Annotated in this window: 19 protein-coding genes; 14 read left to right on the plus strand and 5 right to left on the minus strand. The window is 46.2% G+C overall.

Annotation, left to right across the window (positions count from 1 at the left end; all coding sequences use genetic code 11):
* Positions 1–72 precede the first annotated feature (72 nt).
* On the plus strand, positions 73–609 hold the full coding sequence (locus MADE_RS08770) for a hypothetical protein (protein WP_015067055.1): 537 nt from the start codon (positions 73–75) through the stop codon (positions 607–609).
* Positions 610–618: 9 nt separating this feature from the next.
* Entirely contained in the window at positions 619–2112 is a 1494-nt protein-coding gene (locus tag MADE_RS08775) for a PepSY-associated TM helix domain-containing protein (protein ID WP_012518271.1), read from the plus strand.
* A 323-nt stretch (positions 2113–2435) separates the two neighbouring features.
* Here MADE_RS08775 and MADE_RS08785 read toward each other — a convergent pair whose 3' ends face one another.
* Complete coding sequence (locus MADE_RS08785; protein ID WP_012518273.1) at positions 2436–3014, minus strand: demethoxyubiquinone hydroxylase family protein; 579 nt, start codon at positions 3012–3014, stop codon at positions 2436–2438.
* Positions 3015–3246: 232 nt separating this feature from the next.
* Between MADE_RS08785 and MADE_RS08790 the strand changes: the two genes are divergently transcribed.
* The 3 genes from MADE_RS08790 to MADE_RS08800 all read left to right on the plus strand — a co-directional run bounded on the left by MADE_RS08790 (position 3247) and on the right by MADE_RS08800 (position 6698).
* Positions 3247–4320, plus strand: a complete 1074-nt coding sequence (locus tag MADE_RS08790) for an SMP-30/gluconolactonase/LRE family protein (protein ID WP_012518274.1) — start codon at positions 3247–3249, stop codon at positions 4318–4320.
* A 306-nt stretch (positions 4321–4626) separates the two neighbouring features.
* On the plus strand, positions 4627–6294 hold the full coding sequence (locus MADE_RS08795) for a S41 family peptidase (protein ID WP_012518275.1): 1668 nt from the start codon (positions 4627–4629) through the stop codon (positions 6292–6294).
* Positions 6294–6698, plus strand: a complete 405-nt coding sequence (locus tag MADE_RS08800) for a hypothetical protein (RefSeq protein WP_012518276.1) — start codon at positions 6294–6296, stop codon at positions 6696–6698. The genes MADE_RS08795 and MADE_RS08800 overlap by 1 nt, the downstream gene beginning before the upstream one ends.
* Before the next feature lie 73 nt (positions 6699–6771).
* Here MADE_RS08800 and MADE_RS08805 read toward each other — a convergent pair whose 3' ends face one another.
* Positions 6772–9147 carry a YgiQ family radical SAM protein gene (locus tag MADE_RS08805; protein WP_012518277.1) on the minus strand — a complete coding sequence of 792 codons (2376 nt, stop codon included), beginning with the start codon at positions 9145–9147 and terminating at the stop codon, positions 6772–6774.
* A gap of 317 nt (positions 9148–9464) precedes the next feature.
* Here MADE_RS08805 and MADE_RS08810 point away from each other — a divergent pair, with 317 nt between their 5' ends.
* The gene (locus MADE_RS08810) at positions 9465–9929 is read left to right on the plus strand and encodes an EVE domain-containing protein (protein ID WP_012518278.1); all 465 of its coding nucleotides are present in this window, start codon (positions 9465–9467) and stop codon (positions 9927–9929) included.
* A gap of 85 nt (positions 9930–10014) precedes the next feature.
* Here MADE_RS08810 and MADE_RS08815 read toward each other — a convergent pair whose 3' ends face one another.
* Complete coding sequence (locus MADE_RS08815) at positions 10015–10425, minus strand: hypothetical protein (RefSeq protein ID WP_012518279.1); 411 nt, start codon at positions 10423–10425, stop codon at positions 10015–10017.
* A 166-nt stretch (positions 10426–10591) separates the two neighbouring features.
* On the opposite strand from MADE_RS08815, the gene MADE_RS08820 reads away from it, so the two are divergent.
* From MADE_RS08820 to MADE_RS08855, 8 genes are all read left to right on the plus strand, one after another.
* Positions 10592–12931, plus strand: a complete 2340-nt coding sequence (locus MADE_RS08820) for a TonB-dependent receptor (protein WP_012518280.1) — start codon at positions 10592–10594, stop codon at positions 12929–12931.
* A 16-nt stretch (positions 12932–12947) separates the two neighbouring features.
* Positions 12948–15101: an FAD-dependent oxidoreductase gene (locus tag MADE_RS08825; RefSeq protein WP_012518281.1), complete on the plus strand. Its 2154-nt coding sequence runs from the start codon at positions 12948–12950 to the stop codon at positions 15099–15101.
* Positions 15102–15130: 29 nt separating this feature from the next.
* The gene (locus MADE_RS08830) at positions 15131–16012 is read left to right on the plus strand and encodes a DUF547 domain-containing protein (protein WP_012518282.1); all 882 of its coding nucleotides are present in this window, start codon (positions 15131–15133) and stop codon (positions 16010–16012) included.
* On the plus strand, positions 15999–17324 hold the full coding sequence (locus MADE_RS08835; protein ID WP_012518283.1) for an ABC transporter substrate-binding protein: 1326 nt from the start codon (positions 15999–16001) through the stop codon (positions 17322–17324). The genes MADE_RS08830 and MADE_RS08835 overlap by 14 nt, the downstream gene beginning before the upstream one ends.
* Positions 17324–19069 carry an ABC transporter permease gene (locus tag MADE_RS08840; protein WP_012518284.1) on the plus strand — a complete coding sequence of 582 codons (1746 nt, stop codon included), beginning with the start codon at positions 17324–17326 and terminating at the stop codon, positions 19067–19069. Before MADE_RS08835 ends, MADE_RS08840 begins: the two co-directional genes overlap by 1 nt.
* Entirely contained in the window at positions 19059–19697 is a 639-nt protein-coding gene (locus tag MADE_RS08845) for an ATP-binding cassette domain-containing protein (protein ID WP_012518285.1), read from the plus strand. The genes MADE_RS08840 and MADE_RS08845 overlap by 11 nt, the downstream gene beginning before the upstream one ends.
* Complete coding sequence (locus tag MADE_RS08850; RefSeq protein ID WP_012518286.1) at positions 19691–20347, plus strand: CDP-alcohol phosphatidyltransferase family protein; 657 nt, start codon at positions 19691–19693, stop codon at positions 20345–20347. Before MADE_RS08845 ends, MADE_RS08850 begins: the two co-directional genes overlap by 7 nt.
* A 139-nt stretch (positions 20348–20486) precedes the next feature.
* Entirely contained in the window at positions 20487–21338 is an 852-nt protein-coding gene (locus MADE_RS08855; protein WP_012518287.1) for a sterol desaturase family protein, read from the plus strand.
* A 67-nt stretch (positions 21339–21405) separates the two neighbouring features.
* On the opposite strand, the gene MADE_RS08860 is transcribed toward MADE_RS08855, so the two are convergent.
* Both MADE_RS08860 and MADE_RS08865 read right to left on the minus strand, forming a co-directional pair.
* Positions 21406–21573, minus strand: a complete 168-nt coding sequence (locus tag MADE_RS08860) for a hypothetical protein (RefSeq protein ID WP_020745851.1) — start codon at positions 21571–21573, stop codon at positions 21406–21408.
* 125 nt (positions 21574–21698) lie between these two features.
* On the minus strand, positions 21699–22274 hold the full coding sequence (locus MADE_RS08865; RefSeq protein ID WP_012518289.1) for an exopolysaccharide biosynthesis protein: 576 nt from the start codon (positions 22272–22274) through the stop codon (positions 21699–21701).
* Between the last annotated feature and the right edge of the window lie 113 nt (positions 22275–22387).

Raw genomic sequence — 22387 nt, forward strand, 5'->3', positions numbered from 1 at the left:
CATCAAAAGGCACTTTCATCGCTAACGATAGTATTAGCGTTGCCTTTTATGTTCTTACTTCAAGGAATAGTTATGCTTTCAGTTGCAGCAAGTGGTCTGTCACTTGCGGCCTTAGCGGCAGTTTATAAAAGTTGGCGTGGGCAGGCGTCTACTTATTTATACGTGGGGCTTGCTGTTTGGTTGGCTTCATCCGTGTGCTGGTCTTATGCTCAAGGGTGGGAGTTCGGTGTGCTATACGCGCTGTGTATTCCCGCGTTGTTAGTGTGGCCTTTTATCGCGTTAAATCAAACCCAATTACCAAAGCCAAAGAATAACCCCCAGCCGAGAAGCGTCGATTTTTCTCGCAAAACTCTGCTAGGTAATACGGCGAACTACGTGGTGATATTGGTTGTTTTGTTAGCGGTTAGCGTATTTCTAACCCTTGGTATATGCGCGCTACTTCCTTTTTCAATAGCAGGGCAACTCGCCACAGGCACTGTGTTCTTGCCGGTATTGTGGGGGATGATTGTTTATCACTACCTCGCCACCGTTCACAAATTTAAAGTGGTGGGTGCTTACACCGTTCTTGCGGGTCTATGCGTGCCTGTACTTACCTTTATGCCGATGTAGGTGAAAATAATGGATAAAATAACCAAACAAAATGCATTAAATGCACATACGTGGGTAGGCGTGTTTCTGAGCGTACTTCTTTTTCTTGTGTGTTTGTCGGGAACCATTGCTGTATTTCATTTCGAGTTTGAGCGATGGGAGCAGCCGCACATTACCGAAATGGAAAATGTGTCGCCAGAAGTCGTTGAAAAAGCCATGGATAGCTTTTTGTCGCGGCACACCGAAGAATCTCATCACCTCTTCGTGGTGTTCCCTACATCAGATATTCCGCGACTGGTTGTTGAAAATGATCATGTTGCTTACTTCGCCGACAATGAAGGCAACTTGATTGAAAAGGAAAGCGTATCTTTTACTCAAATGCTGGTGGATTTACACCTTTATTTAAATTTACCACACAGTTGGGGGATGATTTTAGTCAGTGCGCTAGGTGCAGTTATTTGTACGCTTGTCATCACAGGGATTATTGCTCATAAACGTATCACTAAAGATGCATTTAAGCTAAGACGCGGGGGTAATGGTCAGCAAGCCCAAATAGACCTGCATAATCGCTTTGGCCTTTGGGCATCGCCATTTCATTTAGTTATCGGTATTACCGGCACCTACTTTGGGCTGGCGGGCATTATTCTTATTGTCATTGCTACGCTTAATTATGGGGGGGACAGAGATGCCGTAGTGGATCAAATATTCACACCAGACCCGGTCTTAGTGCCTCAAGAAGGCAAACCGGCTATCGGCAAAGCATTTGCTCAAATGGAAACCTTGGCCCCTGAGAAATCCCCTATCTTTTTAACCGTACATGAAGTGGGTGAGCCTGAGCAATTTATAGAAATCTACGCGAAGGCCCCTAATCGAATGATTTACGCTGAAGGCTACCGCTTTGATACCGCGGGTAATTATATAGGCGTTGCGGGTTATGAAAACGGAGAATGGGGTAAGCAGCTATTGTGGTCAATGTACCGACTACATTTTGGTGACTTCGCTGGACTGGTCAGTAAATGGCTTTACTTCGTCTTGGGTGTAATGCTAACGATGTTATGCGTATCGGGCATGGAGATTTGGCTGTCTAAAAAAGCACATCCACCGCTGGCTAGTCGCCTTTGGTACGCAACGGTTTGGGGAAGTGTAAGCGCATTAGCATTTACTGCCATTGCAGATATGTTTTTCACGGGGTCTTTAGTAGCGGTGTTTTGGTGTTTAATGCTATTAAATACTGGGGTAACGGTGGCGGTTAAGTCGTTAACTAAGCCTATGTGGCTATTGATATCGGGGCTTAGCGTACTCATGCTGCTTGTTGCTTACGTGGCGGTGCATGGTAGTGCAACATTTACTATTGCTTCGTTACAGCTGAATATTCCCATGGCGGTTTACGTCATCTGGAGCGTATACCGTGCCCGCACATTAATAAAACGTGCTAGCACTGAACAAGCAAAGGTGAAAAAAGACAAAACTGGCAGCGCGGGGCAGGCTAGTCAAGGCAATAGCGCAGAGGGTGCGAGTGCTTAAGTAGCGTTAACGTTAACCGCGCAGTTAGCGTCTGCCCGTGAGAACGCGTAGGCGCTAATTGCGCTTTTTTCTTTTCCATGTTCCACCGTAGAGATAATCCGCGCTACTTGCTGCCTGTTCTTGGCATGTTTTACACACTATACGCCAGTTACCACTCTCGTTTGTTTGAATTCTAAATTGTACGTCTGCTTCTTTACTGCATATATCGCAAGGCTTTGGTGGTCTAATTCTGTCTTTTTTGCCCATTCATTCTTTCCATGATGCTGAGAATTAGGTAATTATTTTAATCTATCATGGTTCTATTTAGTGCGTGGATTATTCCTCTAAATAATCTTCGCGATTGTAACTGCGGCCGATGAACCTACGCGTACTAAGCGCCCCCACAGTTTCATAGGCAGCGTGACTTTCGTTGCGATTTGAGATTGTGCCTCGTCTCTGTGATGCTGTTCGTCCATCTGACACCGTTTGAACCGGTTAATGACGTTTGATGGCGGGTTCGGTTGCATTACTAATTTGCTACATTGCTTTTCGTAATGGGTGTCGACAAATTTCTCTACACTGTAAATCGTATAGAAAAACCAATTTTTACCTAATAAGCGAGGAACAAAACCTGTAATAAAACCAGCCGCTACCCATAGGGGCAGAATAAAGCTTCCTCTGAAAAGCGGCATTTCCGTTTCAAAAAGATTCAGGTGTTGCTTTTCAGTTTTTAGATGCTCTTGAATGAAGACCTTGGTAGCCCCTGTCGAGCGCATAATATTAAAAAAGCTTAGGATGAATTCGGCAAATATCGCGCCTCGGTATATCCAAACCGCACCGGTTTCACCAGCATGGCTTGCCCGTAACTCTCTGTCTATCTGCTTTGCATACGAAGCTTCAAGTGTTTTTGAATAAAATGACATGATGCACCTTTACAGCATTTTATTATGAAACGCGCGAAACCTGTTTATAGATGTCACTTTACGAATTTGTAATGCGCAAAAAGCATTGTCATATTAACCCCTTAAAAAACAGCTATTGAGTAATAGTTCATTATTCAAAAACGAAAGGGGCGTGTTGAAAGTTTGCTTGCTATTGTGGGGAAAACCTAAGCGCAAGCTAAATAGAAAGCGTATTAATATGGGGAGAGTGCTAATGAAAGTGGCTTGGTTGATCGGTGTGTTAATTGCCCTTTACCTACTGTTATGGCCTGTACCCATAGCGCCAGTTTCATGGCAATCACCTGCCAATAATGGGTTTGAAGGTGAATTCGCCGAAAACACGCGGCTTTCCGATTTAACCCTTATTGATCTGGGCGACGACTATGGGCCAGAGGACTTTGCGTTAAACCATGAAGGAACCTTGGCGACATCGAGCCATTCAGGTGCCATTCTGTTAAAGAAAAAAGGCGAGCGTACCTTTTCTCCCTGGGTAAATACGGGCGGTCGCCCCCTAGGCATTGAGTACGATAGTAAAGGAAACCTTCTAATCGCCGATGCTCACCTTGGGTTACTTAAGATAGATACTGCTGGCGTACTCTCTGTGCTGGTTGATAGCGTAAACAGCACCCCTGTCGTTTATGCAGATGATGTGGATATCGCAGAAAATGGCAAGGTGTACTTTACCGACGCGACCACCAAGTTTTCAGCCAAAGCGTTTGGTGGCACCCTAAATGCAAGTTTGCTTGAAATTTTAGAGCACAGAGGGAATGGTAGGCTAATCGAATACACCCCTTCAACGGGTAAAAGCAAGGTCATTATGGATGGTTTAGTCTTTGCTAATGGAGTAGCGGTTAGCCATGACCAAGCGTCAGTTTTAGTTAATGAAACGGGAAACTACCGGGTGCTACGCTATTGGCTAGGTGGGCCAAGGTCCGGTCAGGTTGATATCGTCATTGATAACTTGCCCGGCTTTCCCGATAACATAAGTGCGGCAAGAAACGGTGGCTATTACGTGGGGCTGGCATCACCGCGTTCAAGCGCCGTTGATAAACTCGCCGATAGTCCTTTTTTACGGAAAATAGTGCAACGACTTCCTAAGCTTCTTCGCCCACAGGGGCAAGCATACGGCCATCTAATAAAAATAAGTGAACGCGGAGAAATAGAGCTAAGCTTGCAAGACCCAACAGGCGCATTTCCTTTCACAACGGGCGCAATTGAAACCGATGAAGAGCTGTACATTAGTAGCTTAACAGCCACTGCTGTGGGCGTGTTAGGTCTAAAAGAGTAGTGCGAACGCGCCATGAGTATAGCGCCTATACACTGTAAACATGCGTTGTAGGTTTAATAAAACCAAGGCAAAAGGGCGTTAGCTACGATGATGCAGGCATAGTTCGTTATTGAATACGTAAATGAATACGTTATTGGGCCGAGCAGCAACCCCTACCTACATTTTACATTTAGAAACATTTTAAACATTTGTTAAGTAGTTACCCTTTCTAGGTTGTGTCAATATCGTCTATGCTAAAAAAAATGCGTGTAGTACTGTTTTACTATTTTAGGTTAGCCGTATTTAAAAAAGGACATTTTTCTGAACATGAAAGCGTATACGTATTCTTCGGTGGCATTGGCGGTAATGGTTACTCTTCTTGGTGGCTGTGGTGGCGGGGGAGGCTCGTCTAATAATCCTCCTGTGGCCACTACGCCGACGACGCCTGTCACGAGTGAGCCAGAGTGGGAAGCGGGCGTTTACGAGCCGCAATCCCAATTTATTGCGAAATGCGAAACCCCTCGAAGCGGCATTGACCCATTTACAGGAAGCGCTTACCCCGATACGCAAGGCACAGCAATGGATGAAAAGTTATGGCTGCGCTCTTGGACTAACGATACTTACCTTTGGTATGACGAAGTAGACGATAACGACCCGGAAAATTTTTCGGTTTTAGCCTATTTCGATCAGCTAAAAACCACCGAACTTACACCAAGCGGTACGCCAAAAGACAACTTTCATTTTTCGCAAGATACAGCAGAATACAACGAATTATCTCAGTCGGGTATATCGTCGGGTTACGGGTTTGATTGGGAATTCGGGTCAACTACAGTACCTAGACAGCTAACCGTTCGTTTCACCGAGCCCGGGTCGCCCGCCGCTTTGGCAGAAGTGCCGCGAGGGGCCAAAGTGTTAAGCATCAACGGCGTTGATTTTGTTAATGATAATACCCAGCAAGGCGTGGATGCTATTAATGCCGCTCTGTTTCCGGATGACGCGGGCACGACAGCCAATTTTGAATTCGAGTTGGTTGATGGCACCACAACCTCGGTGGAAATCACCTCGGGTGATATAAGCGTAACGCCTGTTCAAAATGTTAAAGTACTAGAGACCGAAAGAGGAAAGGTAGGGTACTTCCAATTCAATACCTTTATCGTTACTGCGCAAGAAGGCTTAATTAATGCCTTCGATACTTTCGTGGAGCAAAACGTAACAGAGTTAGTTATGGACTTGCGCTATAACGGAGGGGGGCGTTTGGCGTTAGCGTCACAGCTTTCTTATATGGTGGCTGGGCCTAATCAAACTAACGATGCCATTTTTGAAACCTTGCGATTTAATGACAAAAACCCATCGACCAACCCTGTTACAGGGGAAACTATCCGTCCTACACCATTTTACAGCACAGAAATTGATTACGATGCAGGTTTACTTACCGATACGCTATTGCCTAGCTTGTCGCTAACGCGAGTGTACGTTATTGCAACCGATGCAACCTGCTCAGCAAGTGAAGCGGTGATGAATGCGCTTCGCGGTATCGACGTTGAAGTGGTACAAATTGGCTCGACAACTTGCGGTAAGCCCTATGGTTTCTATCCTACCGATAATTGTGGCGAGACGTATTTCACTATTCAATTTCAGGGGATAAATAATAAAGGTTTTGGCGACTACGCCGACGGCTTTATGCCCACCACCACACCAAACTTCGACTTTGAGTTGCCGGGGTGTGAAGTGGAAGATGACTTTACCGCAAGTTTAGGTGACCCAGATGAAGGAATGCTGTCTGCTACGTTACAGTATGCCGCTACGGGGTCATGCCCAGAGGTGGTTGCTTCAAGCGCTGTTGCCAATATCGAGGCGTTAGGCTTTAATCAAAGCGAGAGCCAAAGCGCGCAGGCAGGACAAAAGCTTATTGCCATCGATAAGCCACAAACACGCAAAGAGACGTTTGTTTTACACAATAAAATAAATCAACCAGTTATAAAGGAACGCGAGTGATGCCGTTTTTTGTAAATAAAAGGGTGATGGTGGCGACAGCTCTATTCACATCCCTTGCGCTAACAAGTGGTTGTGCAGCAACCCAAGGCGATGATATGCAAGAGGCCCGAGCGACGTCTATCACGGCCAGTCAAAAACAGGCTATCGAAAACACCATTAGCGAGTGGTTTGGCGGCGTTAAGATTACCGTTGCCGATGACGTGTTTAGCCAGTCTTCGAAGGTGACTATTGAGCGAAAAGCGCAGATGGATAGCAGAGGTCTGCCCATTGATGGCAGGCACAATAACCCGATATTTAGCTTTACGCTTTTAACCAATGGTAAACAGTGCTTATTACGCAACGAGCAAACCGGTGAGCTAGCCACCTTAGATAATGTTGCGTGTGAGGCTGCACCCAAAGTCTAACCCAAGTTTGCTTTATAAATGCAAAACGCCCAGCGTTGACTAACGCTGGGCGCTTTTTTAGCTGCGTTGTTTACTAGCGCTTTTGCATGCTTGGCTGCTTTTGAGTGCGATTACGCTTATTGCCCGTACCGCTATTTGCCTTGCTAGTATTAGCACGATTTCTATTGTCACTGTGGCCGTTACGACTTTCAGGTCCGCCGCTGCCAGTCTCCTGTTTGCGTGAGCCTTGCTGCTTATTGCTGCCGTTATTTCGGCTGTTTTTATTGCCTACATTACGGTCTGAGCTTTTCCCTTTCCCGTTTTTGCCTTGAAACGAGGGGGGAAGCCCGGTGTGTTTGGTTAGCGCGCGTTCGCCCCGACGGCCTTTTTGCGCTTTTTGACGCTTCTCATCTGCCGTTTCTGGTGGAACGAGGTGCTGAGGACCGCGACCAATTAAATCTTCGCGCCCCATACGCTTAAGCGCTTCACGGATTTGCGCAAAATTTTTCGGGTCATGATAACGCAACATCGCTTTGTGCAGTCTGCGGTGAATTTCACCTTTAGCAGATGGTACGTCTTCACTGTCTTTGGTTACTTTGCGCAGTGAATTCACTTCGGTGTGGTACATGGTAGTTGCCGTGGCCATTGGCGACGGATAGAAGTTTTGCACCTGATCGAGTTTAAATTTGTTTTCTTTAAGCCAAATCGCAAGACTTAACATGTCTTCGTCAGTGGTCCCCGGGTGCGACGCAATGAAGTACGGGATCAGATACTGCTTTTTACCTGCTTCCTGTGAATACTTATCAAAAAGCTCTTTAAAGCGGTAGTAGCTGCCCATGCCCGGTTTCATCATTTTAGATAACGGGCCGTCTTCGGTGTGTTCTGGAGCTATCTTCAAATAGCCTCCTACGTGGTGAAGGGCAAGTTCTTTCACGTATTCTGGGTCTTCTACCGCTAAGTCGTAACGTACGCCCGAAGCAATCAGGATTTTCTTAATGCCTGGCAATTCGCGAGCACGACGATATAAGTCGATAGTTGGCTTGTGATCGGTGTCCATGTGCGCACAAATGCTGGGGTAAACACACGAAGGTCGACGACAGGTTGCTTCTGCTTTAGGGCTCTTACAACGAAGGCGATACATGTTCGCCGTTGGACCGCCTAAGTCTGATATAACGCCAGTGAAACCGGGTACCGTGTCGCGAATTTGTTCAATTTCGCGAATGATGGAGTCTTCAGAACGACTTTGAATAATGCGCCCTTCGTGTTCGGTAATAGAGCAGAACGTGCAGCCGCCGTAACACCCGCGCATAATGTTAATGCTGAAGCGAATCATGTCGTAAGCGGGAATTTTAGCATCGCCATACACTGGGTGCGGAACACGCTGATAGGGTAGGTCAAACACCGCATCCATTTCTTCGGTTTCAAGAGGCATCGCCGGCGGGTTAATCCAGATGTGTCTATCAGCATGGCGCTGCATTAAAGCGCGGGCACAGCCGGGATTGGTTTCTTGGTGCAAAATACGCGAGGTGTGCGCATATAACACCTTGTTGTCTTTAACTGTCTCAAAAGCAGGCAGCTTAACGTACACCTTCTCCCAAGGCTTACGCTTTTCTTTTTCTTTCTGCGGCGGCTGAATTACAATAGGCGCAGCTTCTGGCGCTTCGCTACTTTTGGTGTCTTTGTCTTGTGAATCGCATTCAGGCTCCATTTGATAGGGGCTTGATATTGGGTCTATCTTGCCAGGCCTATCTAATGAGGTAGAGTCCACGCCTTGCCACTCTGGCAGTGCTTCTTTAACGATAATGGCAGTGCCACGAATGTCGCGCAAATCGGCAATATCTTCGCCTGCCGCTAAGCGGTGAGTGACTTCAACAAGCGGGCGCTCAGCGTTACCGAAAAACAGCATGTCAGCTTTAGAGTCGAATAATACCGAACGGCGTACTTTTTCGCTCCAATAGTCGTAATGAGCAATACGGCGCAAACTCGCTTCAATGCCACCTACAATAACCGGAACACCTTTAAAGGCCTCGCGGCAGCGCTGCGAGTAAACGGTAACAGCGCGATCGGGGCGCTTACCACCTACATTGCCAGGCGTGTAGGCATCGTCGTGGCGAAGTTTTTTATCCGATGTGTAGCGGTTAATCATGGAGTCCATATTGCCGGCGGTAACACCAAAATACAGGTTTGGCTTACCTAACTTCATGAAGTCGTCTTTGCTCTTCCAATCGGGCTGAGAAATAATGCCTACTCTGAACCCGTGGGCCTCAAGTACACGACCAATAACCGCCATGCCGAAACTAGGGTGATCGACATAGGCATCACCGGTTACCAAAATAACGTCACAGCTGTCCCAACCAAGGGCATCCATCTCTTCCTTAGACATAGGTAAGAATGGCGCAGTACCCAAACAGTGTGGCCAATATTTAGGGTAAGAAAACAGGCCGCGGTCGGCCTTAATGGTGGCTTGCATAGTAATCACATCTAGAAAAAACAGAGAGTTGCTGAAGCGCAATTGAATTGCGACACAGAATAATGGCGTAATTATAGCAGTCTTGGGACAGGTACGGTATAGCACTGTCATTAAATAAAAGTGCTTTGTATACTTGTACAAAATTGCAATGTTGCAGCACGGCGATTATTGCTTGGGGTTTCGTATGTGCGTACCTCAATTTTATGTAATGCCAGACTAGGTAAGAGCGCTAGTTGCCGCTTCTTGAAGTGAACCCGTTGCTTAGGCTTTCACGAGCAAAAACCTTTTTAAATAAAACTAAGAGACATTTTTATAACATGGCATATTGGCTATTTAAAACCGAACCCGATGCATTCTCTATTGATGATTTGGCAAACCGTCCTGAGCAAACTGAACCATGGGATGGCGTAAGAAACTACCAAGCCCGTAACTTTTTACGTGATGGCGTAAAGCTAGGCGATAAGGTGTTTATTTATCACTCCAGCTGCAAACTAGTTGGTATTGCAGGCGTTGCAGAAGTGGTGAAAGACGGGTACCCAGACACCACACAGTTTAACCCTGAGTCAAAATACTACGATCCTAAATCCAGCGAAGAAAACCCGCGTTGGTTTCGTGTGGATGTGAAGTTTGTAGAAAAGTTTTCCAGCGTACTGCCACTTTCTGTGATTAAAAGTATGGAAGGTATTACTGAGCTACCTTTAGTTAAAAAAGGCGGAAGGTTATCAATAATGCCGGTACAAGAGGGCGAGTGGCAGCAGCTGTACGCTGCTGCGAAAGGCTAAAAAGCCCGGTTCAACGCTTTGAGATACATCGTGGCAAGGGCAACTTGCCAACACGATAATGCGCAGTTGCCCTAACTAATGCTTACTATTTGCCAAAGGCAAGTTTAGTGTCAGCATCGCGCAACAGGAAAAGTGCAAAGCACGCGCCCCACATAGGCCATGCGGCAAAAAACAGTAAGTGATTAAAGGCATCTAAATACTGCGGGAAAGAAGAAAGGGTAGACCCGCCGTGAAGAATGAAAATAAGACCATAGGTGTACTTTTTAGCTAGCCCTGCTACAAAGGCTAAAACTAAGGCTAGTTGCAATGCACCCATTACGTAGACAGCCATTTCAGGCACGCCGCCAATGCCATAAAATTTTTCAAAAATGGCCATGCCGTGTGCGGGGTTAACAAATTTGTCTAGGGTCCAAACAAACATAACGATAAAAATAGTGACGCGAAGAGAAAGTAACGACCATTCCAGTCGCTTTTGAATATTGGTGTTGTTTTGCATAAATGCTCCAAAGATATAATAAGTGAAAGCATACTAGAACGACCGTTCAAAACAAAAATTTCAATTAATTTTGTTTTATTTGATATTTATTAAAAATTAAATGTACTGAAATTTTTTCTTATGCGTATCGGTCTTGTCGAACAAGAAATATAAAACGGACTCGTTAATGAAAAAGATAACCGGCCTTGCCGTTAGCACACTCACACTTGCAATAAGTCAATCTCTGTTTGCCCAAGACGTGGCAGACATAGAAGTCGTTGAAGTTAAAGGGAACCAACAGAGCCTGCGTACGCTAAATCCAGGTGATAACACGTTAAAAGGTATATTTGGTGACAGTTTAACGGCAGCACAAACGCCACGTGCTGTTACATCGCTTTCGGCCGAGGCCATTGAAGCACTGAATATTAACGACTTACACGATATTGTGAAAGCGGCGCCTAATGCCTATGCATCCAGCGGATTTGGTACGCCAAGCCTTCCAAGCATACGAGGGCAGTTAGGTGAACTCTTTCAAGACGGCGTGCGTCGTCAGGCCGGTAATAATGGTTTTGGGTTGCCATTGTCATTTAATAGCGTAGAGCAAATTGACGTAGTGAAAGGGCCATCGCCGGTGCTGTTTGGAAGTACACAGCGCAATGGCGGCTTTGTTAACTTGCAAACCAAGGTTGCGCCTACTAGTCAAAGTAGCGGTAAAGTTACCCTTCGCGCCGGGCGCTGGGATCAGTATTCAGCTCAAGTAGACTACGGCACGGCGATAGAAGAAGGTAAAAGCGGTATTCGCTTCAGTGCGGAATATTTAGATCACGGCAGCTTTTATGACTTTGCCGAGCGTGAAAGTACCAACTTGTTCGTGGCCTACCGCTATACCCCAAGCAATGCATTAACGTGGGATATCAGTGCGGAATATTACGATACAGATTATCCAGATAACGCAGGCATCAACCGTCCAACTCAAGACCTTATCGATAATGGGGTTTATATTACAGGGCAAGGCACTCAGCCAAATGGCAGCACAGTAGCTGGTGCAGGGGCTATTATTTCACCTACGGGTGAAGTAGTTATTCCTCGAAGCCGTGTATTTACCAACCCAGATGACATTAACGGTGCTGAAACTACGGTTATCCGAAGTAACGTAGAATACAAACTGGCCGATAACGCGACCCTTCGCAACATTACGTATTATCAGTACTTAGAGCGCGAAGAGATTGCGCAAAATAGCTTTGTGGAAATTATTGACGGTGCCGATACGTTTGAAAACCGCACTGAACTTGATTACCAGTGGAGCGATAGCCAACTTACTACCATAGGCTTGGCGCTTCGCTATAACGACGTGCTGGGCTACAGCCAATTTACCACCGAAGCTGACAACCCTATTGATTTAACTGGCCCGATTTCAAACCGAGTTATACCGCTTACCGATGCACAAAAAGCCCGTTTGGTTGAATTACGCCCAGGCGTATTTGTGTCGCCTGGGGCGCAATATGACCTCGATGGCGATGGTAACGGCGATTTTAACCTGTCAGACACCACTGATTCTACATCGTGGCAAACTGGGTTGGCGCTACAGCAACGCTCTACATGGACAGACAAGTTCTCAACCATTGCTGGCGTTAGAGTAGATTATTACGATGTTGAAGCCCGCGACCCTCTAGCGCCTGAGGGAGTAACGGCAGCGTCTGATACCTATAGCGATACCTTAACTAGCTATCAGTTAAGCGCAGTTTACAAACTCACCGGTGACATCAACGTATATGCTGCGTTTTCCGAAAACGATGCTACGTCAAACAGTATGGCGGGGGGCACAGTATTGGGCGGTAATAATGAAATTAACCCGCTTAATTTTGCTACCGAAAATACCTTGTACGAAGCAGGGGTAAAATACGCGCCAAACAGCCAATGGTATGCTGAAGCGGCAGTGTTTGAGCAAACCCGTAGCTTACGCAATCGCGATGGCAGCAATAGCGGGGTTAAGACCAGCGGCTTTGAACTGCAAATGTTCTATCAAGGCAATGATATATGGGTAAATGCTGCTTACAGCTACTTAGACGCTCGCTTCGATGACTCTGCAGCGTTTCAAGGCACGGCTCAGGTGATAGACGCGTTTGATAACAGTCGCTCAGATATTATTGAGGGGACGGGAGTGGGATCGCCGACGTTTGCCGCGTTTCCTGCATCAAATACTCGCGTACAAGGTATTCCGCCTCAAATCGCGTCTATTAATGCCGGCTGGCAAATTACCGACAGTTTCCAAGTGGGTGCCAGCGCGCTTTACACCAAATCTTTCCCGTTAGACTTTTTACAAACCGTGCATATTCGCGACCAATATACGGTTGATTTAAACGCCGACTATCAGGTTACCGATGCGCTTCGCGTTCGCCTAGATGTAATGAACATCACCGACGAAGAAAACTGGCAGCCACTTTTTGAAGGCGGGTATTTTGGTGCGACTCTAGTCATGCCAAACGTGCCTCGTCACGCTCAAATTACCATGCAATACGCGTTCTAAGCGCTAAGGATTATTGATGTTTAAAAAGATAGCGCTACTAGGGGTTATTGCAGCCGCCATTTTTAGTTTTTTTTATTTTGATTTAAATAGCTATTTAACCCTCGAGGGAATGAAAGGTTCCCTCGATACGTTCAAAAGCCAAATTGCAGACAATCCGGTTTTAAGTATTGGGGTGTTCTTTGCTATTTATGTCGCAGTAACCGCACTTTCACTGCCAGGTGCAGCTATTCTAACTTTGGCCGCGGGTGCGCTTTTTGGTCTTGTACAAGGTTTAGTTATTGTGTCGTTTGCTTCCAGCGTAGGGGCTACGCTGGCGTTTTTAGTATCCCGTTTTATCCTGCGTGACACCGTACGCAATAAATTTAAAGAGAAGCTAAAGAAAATAGATGAAGGCGTTGAGAAGCAGGGGGCATTTTACTTGTTCACTTTGCGCTTAGTGCCCGTATTCCCCTTCTTTTTAATAAACTTATTAATGGGCTTAACCTCCCTAAAGACCTGGACATTTTACTGGGTAAGCCAGATAGGCATGCTTGCCGGCACCGCTGTTTATGTAAACGCAGGTACGCAACTGGCCCAAATTGACAGCCTGTCAGGCATCGTATCGCCTGGACTTATCTTTTCGTTTGTATTGCTAGGTATCTTCCCGTGGATAGCTAAAGGTATAGTGGCGCTTGTTAATCGTCGCCGTGTTTACAAAGGCTACAACAAACCAAAGAAATTTGACCGTAACCTAGTGGTTATCGGTGCCGGTGCAGGTGGATTGGTTACCAGTTATATTGCGGCAGCGGTGAAAGCGAAAGTAACGCTGGTAGAGGCTGGGGAAATGGGGGGCGATTGTCTTAACTATGGCTGCGTACCCAGTAAAGCCATTATAAAAACCGCTAAAGTGGCGAACCAAATGCGTCATGCCGATAACTATGGTTTGGAGCCAGTATCGCCTGCGATGTCCTTTAAAAAAGTGATGGCACGTGTACACGAAATAATTGCGGCTATTGCGCCTAATGACAGTGTAGAGCGTTACACCAGCTTAGGTGTTGATGTAGTGAAAGGCTATGCAAAGATCATCGATCCCTGGACAGTAGAGATTAAAAAGAATGATGGCGGCACCCAAACGCTAACCACGAAAACCATTGTTGTTGCTACCGGTGCTGCGCCTTTTGTTCCTGACCTGCCGGGTATTGAACAAAGTGGTTATGTTACGTCTGACACCTTATGGTCTAAATTTGCTGACCTTGAAGAATCGCCAAAACGGTTAATCGTGTTGGGTGGTGGGCCTATTGGCTGTGAGCTGGCGCAGGCCTTTTCTCGCCTGGGTAGTAAGGTTACGCAAGTTGAACGTGCACCACGGCTAATGGGTAAAGAAGACGCTGATGTTGCTGAATATGCAGAATCTGTACTTCGTGAAAGCGGGGTAAATGTTCTGACATCCCATGATGCCCTTCGTTTTGAGCGACAAAACGGTGAAAAGGTGTTGGTGGTGGCGAAAGAGGGGGTTGAAAGCACCATCGCTTATGATGAGGTAATTATCGCGGTGGGCCGTAAGGCCCGTTTAAACGGGTTTGGTCTTGAAGACTTGGGAATTAAGTTTGACAGAACTATCGACACTGACGAATACCTGCAAACGCTGATGCCAAATATCTTTGCAGCAGGTGATGTGGTAGGACCGTATCAGTTTACTCACGTGGCCGCACATCAGGCATGGTACGCGGCGGTTAATGCACTTTTCGGCACATTTAAGAAGTTTAAAGTGGACTATCGCGTTATTCCTTGGACAACCTTTATCGACCCAGAAGTGGCAAGGGTAGGTCTCAGTGAGCGAGATGCTGCAGAACAAGATATTGATGTGGAAGTAACTCGCTACGAATTTGCCGAACTCGATCGAGCCGTGGCCGAGAGTGCGCGTAAGGGTTTCATTAAGGTGCTTACGCCGCCAGGTAAGGACAAAATACTGGGCGTTACTATTGTTTCTGAGCACGCTGGTGATTTGCTTGCTGAGTTTGTTATTGCCATGAAACACGACCTAGGGTTAAACAAAATACTAGGCACTATCCACGCCTATCCAACTTGGGCTGAAGGCGCAAAGTACGCAGCGGGGAATTGGAAGCGGGCTAATGCACCTGAAAAACTTTTAGGCTTTGTTGAGAAATTCCACACATGGCGCAGAGGGTAATAGAGGTGAAAACTACTCTAACCACTTTTATGCGTAAAATCGCCCTATTGTTACAAGGTATTACAGTGTCACGTGGTATTTCAGCATCGCGTAGAATTGCAGCAGGCAGCATAGTGCTGTTTGCTGCAAGCGTAAGTTTTTACGCTAGCGCTGAAGAAGGTTTGCATAGCACGTTCGATAATTTGTTAAGTAAGTATGTGACGCCGATTTCCAACGGCGCAAGTACACAGGTAAATTACGATGGGTTTAAAAAAGAGCAAACAAAGCTTAACGAGTATTTAGCGCGCTTATCTAAGGTAGAGCAAAGTAAATTTGATTCGTGGGATAAGGATAAACAGCTCGCTTTTCTTATTAACGCTTACAACGCCTATACCATTGCGCTTATTTTAACTGAGTATCCTGATATAGCGTCGATACGGGATTTAGGAAGTTTCTTTTCTTCGCCTTGGAAAAAAGAAATAGCGCCGCTGCTTGGTGAAACTCGCACGTTAGATGAAATTGAACACGAACTTATTCGCGGCACAAACCAAACCACAAAAACTTATAATGAGCCTCGCATTCATTTTGCGGTGAATTGCGCCAGCGTAGGTTGCCCGGCGCTACGTGAAGAAGCATACACAGGGAATAAACTAGATGAACAGTTAGAGGCGCAAACAAAACGATTTTTGTCTGACAGCGCTCGTAACAAAATGAGTGGCGACACACTCTATTTGTCTAAAATATTCGACTGGTACAGTGAGGACTTTGAAGGTAAATACGGCGAGTGGCGCGACACGTCAACGCTCAACGAGTTTATCTTGCTGTATAAAGACGCAATGCGGTTAACTGAAGCGCAAGTTTCAGTGTTAAAAAATAACACTGCTGATATTGAATACCTTAATTATGATTGGGCGCTTAATGTTGCACAGTAGCGTTAACAGTAGTGCCCTGAATGGCTCCCAATTGAGTACAGGGGGGCAGGCCGAGCTGCAGTTTCGTACAAATAGCCCGTTGTTCTTTTCCACTATGCAGGTATTCCTTTTTACCTGCATAGTCATTTTGTCTGTGCTTGTTGTAGCTCAACCTGCAATGGGCAACACCAACGATGAAACACCCTCAGAAAACTCACCTCTTGTTCGATTTCATGCCTGGGGTGGTAGCGCCCAGGTTAATGGCTACCTTCAGTGGGTGGCACTTCAAGTTAAAACCCGCTTTAACATAGAGCTTCAACACGTGAAGCTAGCTGACACCAGTGATGCAGTGTCTCGTGTACTGGCAGAAAAAGCAGCGGGTAATCATAACAATGGCAGTGTGGATCTTATATGGATAAACGGCGAGAACTTCGCTGCAATGAAAAAGCACGGATTACTGAGTGCCTCGTGGGTAAGTGAACTTAATAATTTCAGTCTCACTAATCCTGAGGAAAACTCCGCTATGACCACAGACTTTGGTGAGCCCACTTTAGGCATGGAAGCACCTTGGGGGAAAGCGTCTATGGTGTTTTACTATCGTAGTGAACACATGAAGTCGCTAGGGCTTATGGCGCCGAAAACCACTGAACAGCTTCTACGATTTAGCCAAAAAGCCCCGGGTAGATTCACTTACCCTGTACCTAGCGACTATTTGGGCATCAGCTTTATTAAATATGCTGCGCTGGCGCTAAACAAAGACAAACACAGCGTGTTTTATCAACCGGTAAGTGAGGCATCGCTAAAAACTGTTTTGCCCCCTTTATGGAAGTACCTGGATGCGCTACACCCTACCATGTGGCAGCAAGGCGATCATATGCTAAGACACGCCTCTCAGCTCCAGCGATTGGTGGGGGCGGGCGAGCTTTCATTGGCTTTTTCTTTTACCGCATCGGAAATCCCCTCTGCGGTCACACGCTTCGATTTACCTGAAGATGTGCGCACTTACGCTATGCAAGACGGAAGCTTAGCAAACGTGCACTTTGTAGGGTTAACCTATAACTCGGGAAGCAAAGCGGCGGCGAAAACCGTTGTGAATTTCTTGATTTCACCCCAAGCACAAGCCAAGAAGCAGGAAATAACCGTATGGGGCGATGACACCGTGCTCGATATGACGACCCTCACTAATGCCCAACAAGCATTATTTAAAAAAGAGGCAGTGCATCCATCGGCACTCGATAAATCGAAGCCGACCGCTCTATTGGCCGAGCCTCATGCAAGCTGGACCGACGCGCTGCGTGATGCATGGTACGAACGTTACGGAGCGCGTTACTAATGTTCGCGCAATTTACGCGCATTATGCGCTGGTGTTTACTGCTATTGCTTTGCATACCCGTATTAGCAGGGCTTGTGGGCGTAATTTTTCCTGCGTTAGGTTATTTCCCTGCCATAGGCGCGAACAGCTTTTCACTAGACGTTTTTAGAACGCTATTTGCTCTTGATGATATTTGGCACATGGTGTGGCTTTCGCTTTTCACCGGGGTGGGGTCAACATTGCTGGCGATGGCTGGCGCGTTTTTATTATTAGCTACCTTTTATCAGTCTTCGTGGCTTGAAAAAGTGCAAGGGTTGCTTAGCCCGTTTCTGGTGTTTCCTCATGCGGCAGCGGCCATTGCTTTATTGTTCGTATTAAGTCCTTCAGGTATTTTTGCTCGTTTCATGGTGCTAGGCGGTAATGACGGCCCCCATATAGCAGGCAGCAGCTTTTTCCCTTATGATGAGTTCGGCTTTAGCGTACTGTTGGCGTTAAGCCTTAAAGAGTTGCCATTTATTATTTTAATGGCCCTTAGTGTGATGTCTCAGCCGCTAATAAAAAAGAAACTGTTGGGCTACGTAAACGTGGGGTCTTCCCTTGGTTATTCACCCACAGCAAGCTTTTTCAAACTTGTAGCACCAAGTATATTTACGCAAATCAAGCTGCCCATACTTGCGGTGTTGGTGTTCGCCACCTCAAACGTTGAAATTCCGCTTATACTTGGCTCCAATAACCCGAGTACCCTAGCCGTTGCCATTATGCATTGGTTTAATCATATTGATTTGTTCATGCGCTTACTGGCCAGCGGTGCAGCGGTGCTTCAGGTGGCTGTGAGTGGGGTAGCGTTACTCTTATTTTTCGCCGTTGAACATTTTTTTATGTACTTAGGCAAACAGAGCCTGATGAAAGGCCGCAGGCACGGTGCCGATGCCCTAGTTCGAGGCATTGGATACGGCATTGTTTCACTCTACGTGATATTGATAAGCACAGTGATCTACGCGGTTGTAATGTATTCAATAGCAAAACATTGGTCTTTTCCTGCGCTGCTGCCTGAAGGGGTTACTTTCTTACACTGGGGCACCGCGTTAGAGGCACTGGCAACACCGCTTGTAAATAGCCTATTACTTGGCATGTTAGTGAGCACATCGGCAATGTTACTGGTACTCTTTACGCTAGAAAGTGAACAGCTAAAGCCGGCGGCTAGACATGCCAACAGCGCGTTTTCAATATCGCTTTTTTTACCACTATTAGTGCCCGGAGTGGCATTTTTATACGGGTTAGTGTGGTTCCAGCAGCTTGTTTTGCAAAACGCCGTATGGTTTCACACCTACATTGCGCACATGGTGTATGTTGTTCCCTATGTGTTTTTGTCTATGGCGGTAGCCTATCGCAAGTTCGACAATCGCTATGCCATGGTTGCGCAGAGTTTAGGGAAAACGCCGTGGCAGGTGTTCTATCGCATTAAGCTACCTCTAATGCTTAACGCTATATTGGTGGCGTGGGCATTAGGGCTAGCTATAAGTTTTAGTCAATATTTACCCACCTTGTTAGCTTCGGGGGGCACCATTGCGACTATCACGACGGAAGCTGTCGCCTCGGTATCGGGTAGCAGTACACGCTTAACCGCCGTATACGTTATTATTCAGGGGGCAATGCCTTTGATTGGCTTTGTGATTGCGTGGTATTTACCTGGCGTTTTAATGAAAAACCGCGGCGCTAGTATCAAAGAAAAAAACAAACGTAGAGCAGTATTACATGGCACTTAGTTTAGAAAAACTGGTTATCTCTCGTGCAGACAATGTGCTGTTGAACGTAAACGCATGCGTAGAAAAAGGGCAAGTTTTAACAGTGATGGGGCCAAGTGGAGCGGGCAAGTCTACCTTGCTGCAAGCCATTGCCGGGCAACTTTATGAGCCATTTAGTGTTAGCGGCATTATTAAAATCGACAATAACGTGATTAACCGTAAACCCGCCCATTTGCGTAAAGTGGGCATGATGTTTCAAGACGCCTTGTTGTTTGAACATATGACGGTAGCTGAAAACATAGCGTTTGCCATGCCAAAAACTAGCCACAGTAATCCGCACGCTAGGATGGAGGCCATTAACACCATGTTGAGCGCTGTCGAATTAGAGAGCATGGGGCAGCGTGGTGTAAATACGCTTTCAGGCGGGCAGCAGTCAAGAGTGTCGTTATTAAGAACGCTAGCTTCGGCGCCGGATGTGGTTTTGCTAGACGAGCCCTTTAGTAAGCTTGACCTTGCGCTTCGTGGGCAAATTCGAAGCTGGACATTCGAGCAGCTTAAAGCGCACAATATTCCCGCCGTGCTGGTTACCCACGACAAAGAAGACGCCATTGCTGCTGGCGGCCAAATAATTGAGTTATCGCCATGTTAGATGCAAAAATTACCCCGTTTATAAAGCCACTATTAAAACCCCTGATTAGCTTTCTTGATCAACAGGGCGTTGCGCCGAACCACGTGACCCTTGCCGGGTTTGTCCTTGGCTTACTGGCTGTTCCCTTTATTATTCTTAACTGGTGGTGGGGGGCGCTTTGCTGCATCATTTTCAATCGCGTTTTGGATGGTATAGACGGCGAGCTAGCCCGCTACCAGAAAAGTAGTAGTAGCGCGGGTGGATATTTGGATATCTGCTTAGACTTTCTATTTTACGCGTCGATACCTTTGGCGTTTGGCATCGCAGACCCTATCAACTGGGGTATCCCTGCTATGGTGTTATTAGCCACGTTTATTGGTACAGGAAGTAGTTTTTTAGCTTTTGCTATCGCCGCAGAAAAGTTTCAGATAGCCAGGCCTCAGTTTGCCAATAAAAGCTTTTATTACATGCAAGGGCTAACCGAGGGAACTGAAACTATTTTAGTGTTTTTGGCATTTTGCATCTGGCCGCAATATTTCGCTGAAATGGCTTATATTTTTGCAGCAGCCTGTGCGGTTACTGTGGTGACGCGTATTGCAGGAGGGTTCAGCACCCTCGATAAGGTAGAGCGCAGCGTAAAGGCTAAAAACGCTCGCGAGCATCAAGCTTAATAAATATAAACTGCGTGTAACCGTGAACTTTGTGTTATGGCCGCTTAAACACCTTTTTATAATGGCAATGTGTGAAGGGTTAGAACGCGTATTGTTGAAAAAGTATTATGATAGAGTTTTATGACAAAGAGAGTATACGTTGGATAATACATCAGCTATTCGCTTAAGCATGTTTCTTGGCATATTCATGTGCATGGCGCTGCTAGAAGCGCGTTATCCAGCGCGTAAAGCGGTGCTCGATAGAAAAACACGCTGGGTGGGTAACTTGTCTATGGTCGTGTTGGGCGCATTGATATCTCGGGTACTGTTGCCCGCCACTTTAGTCGGTGTGTCGGTGTGGGCGCAGCAAGAAGACTTTGGGCTTTTTAATGTAATGTTAGGCTATGCGCAAAGCGGGTCATCGTTAATAGGAATAAGTGATGATGTAGAAAGCAGCGGCGTCGTATTCGCCGGCATAGTGACTTTAAGTGTAATACTGCTAGATATGATCATCTATTGGCAGCATAGGCTGTTTCATACCGTACCTCTATTATGGCGTTTTCACAAAATGCATCATGCTGATAGTCATGTGGATACCACCACAGGCCTTCGCTTTCATCCCGTTGAAATTGCTATCAGCCTAGGCGTAAAGGCCGCTGCTGTGGCACTGTTAGGCATACCTGCTGTTGCTATTGTTATCTTTGAAGTGGCACTTAATGGCTTTGCGCTGTTTAATCATGCCAATATACGACTATCGCAAAAGTGGGATGACAGAGTGGGGCGGGTCTTAATAACGCAACGCCTTCACCGTATTCACCATAGCCAGGCCAAAGCAGAGTCAAATTCAAACTATGGGTTCAGCGTGTCGTGGTGGGATCGCTTGTTTAATAGTTTTACTCCACGGGCACAATACAGCGATGAAACGTTACCTATTGGGCAAAAAGACGTACCTGCAGTAAAAGGAAATGCGTCTATTAGGGCATTGCTAATACAGCCATTTAAAAATAAGTAGGGCGTTAACCACCTTACAATATTCATCTTTAGCGTTATCGCATAAGCCTGAGTTGCTTGCAGTCAGCTTAGCTACATCCAAGTTGTAAAGAAAGGCCACCAAGTTTGCCTTCTACACTGCTTTCACTTTCTACTGGCAATATGGGCATGATATCAAGACCAGTGCGGGCCTCTACCTCGTCAACGGTTACCTCAGTGAAGCAGTAGTCATCGCGGCGGGACGCATTCTGCTGCATGATGAACGCAGATGCTTCGACCAGGCCATTTACTTCTCTAACAACAACTTCAAAGTAACCTTGAATAAAACAAAGAGCTTAATGTTAAAAAGTGAATAGTAGCCGTGTAGTCGTGCGCTAGAGCGCTACATCATGCCAATAGCTTTAAATACCAGATAACCTGTACCTAGCTGGAGTAAAATGCCAAGGGACAGAAACACGCCGTCACGGTTCGCCATGCCTAGCGCTGTTATGCAAAGTGCAAAAGCGGGCAAAGCGACAGCGAAAGGAAGTGCTTCAAGGGGGATCATACCAAGGGCTGCAATAGCACAGTATCCCGCAATGATATTTTTAGCGGGGGTGTGAGAGAGAAAAGTCATGCGGGGCTTAAGTAGCTTTTCGGTCTTTTGGGCGTAGGGTTTTGCTTTATCAATTGCGCTTTCTAGCTTATCAGAGCTTACTTCTTTCTCTTTTAGTACTTTGGGGAGCCATGGGCTTTTTCGCCCAACAGCCACTTGTATACAGATAAAAAATAACGTTAAGCCGCACAGGGTTGGTACGCCCGGTATAGCCCCTGTGGGAAGCAAAGCAATAAGAGCAGGCATTAAGAGGAGTGGGCCAAAGCCTCTATCTTCAAAGCGCTCCACTACTTTGCCTAATGACGTCTTTTCGCTTTGTTCATCATACATCTCATCTAATAATTCAACGATTGAATCGCTCATGATTAATGCTTCGTTCCCGTTTGAAATTCCTTATCCCTTTTTGAATACGCTGTCATCTTAAATAAGTTTAATAAACCAATAGGCGAAATTTTTTATGAAATGCGTGAGGCCAA

It is taken from the genome of Alteromonas mediterranea DE (assembly GCF_000020585.3).
Lineage (GTDB): Bacteria > Pseudomonadota > Gammaproteobacteria > Enterobacterales > Alteromonadaceae > Alteromonas > Alteromonas mediterranea.